Genomic DNA, 1,035 nt, shown 5'->3' with positions numbered 1-1,035 from the left:
TCATAGCCGCGATCCCAAAACAAGCGCATGGCGGCACACAAGGCTTCCTTGCGATCAAAAGATTGAGGGCGTCCGCGCCCTCGCCGCTCACTTGGGTCTTTTTGTGGTGTCATCGCTCCACAAATCCTTGAAACCGGAGATCCAAACCTCATATGCCTTATGTTGGAGCGATTACTCCACATTTAAATCCCTTGCTTTCGACCAACCGGGCATAAAGTACGCATGCGCGTTCTGGCCCATACAGACAGGCACATATCCATGAGCAAACTTTCCGGAAAAGTTGCAATCGTAACAGGCGCCTCCAAAGGAATTGGGGCTGGTATCGCCAAGGCACTTGCCGAAGCGGGGGCCGCTGTCGTCGTCAATTATGCCTCCAGCAAATCCGGAGCGGACATCGTCGTCTCAGCCATTGCGAGTAATGGCGGTCAGGCCGTCGCTGTTCAGGGAGATGTTTCTCGTAAGTCCGATGCTCAGGCCATCGTAGATGCGGCGATCAGTCAATTCGGGCGCTTGGATATTCTCGTCAATAATTCCGGGGTTTACGAATTTGCTTCGATTGACGAGATCACCGAAGACCATTTCCATCGTCTCTTTAATATCAATGTACTTGGGACTCTACTGACGACGCAGGCCGCCGCAAAACACCTTGATGATGGCGGTAGCGTTATCAATATCAGCTCCGTTGTATCTCGTATTACGCCACCAAATTCTGCGGTCTATACGGGAACAAAGGGAGCCGTTGACGCCATTACAGGTTCTCTTGCGCGTGAACTGGGGCCAAGAAATATTCGGGTAAACGCTATCAATCCTGGCCTGATTGAAACAGAAGGCACCAAAACTGCCAATGTTGTGGGTTCCGAAATGGAACAGCTCATTATTTCACAGACACCACTGGGACGTAGCGGCCAGGTTCAGGACATTGCTCCACTTGCCGTGTTCCTCGCCTCTGATGATGCGCGCTGGCTGACAGGCGAAACACTCATTGCCTCCGGTGGGCTGCGCTGACGTTTGACGTTGATCCGGCAGAGGTCTGCC

At 52.7% G+C, this 1,035-nt stretch carries 1 protein-coding gene; it reads left to right on the top strand.

What is annotated here, in order from left to right:
* The first annotated feature begins 258 nt into the window (after positions 1-258).
* Positions 259-1,005: a glucose 1-dehydrogenase gene (locus GAL01_RS15385; RefSeq protein WP_062026900.1), complete on the top strand. Its 747-nt coding sequence runs from the start codon at positions 259-261 to the stop codon at positions 1,003-1,005.
* Positions 1,006-1,035: the final 30 nt, after the last annotated feature.

This window comes from Gluconobacter albidus (assembly GCF_002723915.1).
GTDB lineage: Bacteria > Pseudomonadota > Alphaproteobacteria > Acetobacterales > Acetobacteraceae > Gluconobacter > Gluconobacter albidus.
Note: the sequence above shows the minus strand (reverse complement) of the source record. Positions and strands in the feature narration are given on the sequence as shown.